This window comes from Acidovorax sp. KPB24-07, from assembly GCF_057543315.1.
This window is the reverse complement of the sequence record NZ_BAAJYS010000672.1, coordinates 1-1,241: the sequence shown is the minus strand read 5'-3', so window position 1 is coordinate 1,241 and position 1,241 is coordinate 1. Positions and strand designations below refer to the sequence as shown.

The window sequence follows — 1,241 nt, the reverse complement described above, 5'->3', positions numbered from 1 at the left end:
TCCTCGTCGGCATCCAGCAGCGGCCCGCCCAGCAGGCGCGAGGCCCAGGCAAAGCACCGGCCCATGCGGGAGCGCCGGACGTCCAGCGCGCCGCTGTAGCGCACCGGCGCATGGCCTGCCGCGAAACGGCGGCGGATCGCGGGCGAAAGCCGGTGCCATTGCGCCGCGCCCAGCAGTGCGGCCAGGTCCAGGGGCGCCGGCGCTCGGCAGGGGCATGGGCATCGGCATCGCGGGGCACAAGGGGGGGTGTGGCGGTCTTCATGCCTTCTGTATTGCAGGGCACGTGCCAGCACACAGACCGTTGATTTCAAACGGTTTTTTAATCCACCTGTCAACGCGGTAGACAGCTGCGGCGGGCGCGCTGTCGACTCGGTTTACAGTGCCGGATGGCCATTCACATCGCGCTCGCCCTGGCATTCGTTCAGACCCTGGCCCTGTCCGGCGTGCTGTGGCTGTGGGCCCAGCACGTGGCGGGCGCCCGGCTGCTGATCGTCTTCCTGCTCGGCGTGGGGCTGTGGATCGTGGGCAACGAGCTGCCCAACTGGGCCGGCATCGGCACCGCGCCCTTCGCCATGGCCTTGCTGGCGACGGTGCCCATCACGTCCGCGGCGTTCTTGCACTTCTGCGCCATCTTCACGGGCCAGCGGCTGCGGCCCTGGGCCTTGCGGCTGGCCTACGGCGCGGCGTGCGGCGCGACCGCGCTGTCCTGGTGGGTGCCGCCGGGCGCGTTCGAGCACTTTCCGCCGTTCACCGGCGTGCAGTGGGTGGTGGTGCCCAATGCGGCCGGATGGACCACCAGCCTGGTCTGGGCCACCTGCGCGAGCGCGGGCCTGCTGGTGCTGGCCAAGGCCTTCTGGCAGACGCGGGTGGCCACCGAACGCCGGCAGATCGCGGCCGTGGCCCTCTCGTGCGGCTGGGGGCTGATGTGCATCTCGGGTTACGCGTTCGCGGCCCTGCGCATTCCCCAGTACCCCTGGCAGGTGCTGGCTTTCCCCGCGTACCCGCTGATCCTGGTCTACGGCATCCTGCGCTACCGGGTCTTCATGGCCAACGCCTGGGCGCGGCGGGCCCTGGCCTGGGCGATCGTGCTGTTTCTGGGCCTGCTGGCCGTGCCGCTGACCTTGCTGCTGCCGGTGGAGTCGCGCTGGCTCACCTCCGCCGTGGTGGCCGCCACCTGCCTGGCCTGGAGCGGGCCGGTGCGCCGGCTGGCCGAGCGCCTGGTCTACCCCGGCGGCACCCCC

At 71.6% G+C, this 1,241-nt stretch carries 1 pseudogene; it reads left to right on the top strand.

The features are described 5' to 3' along the window. Window positions 1-386: 386 nt before the first annotated feature. Window positions 387-1,241 (top strand): annotated as a pseudogene (locus tag AC27IQ_RS24890) (sensor histidine kinase); the annotation flags it as partial.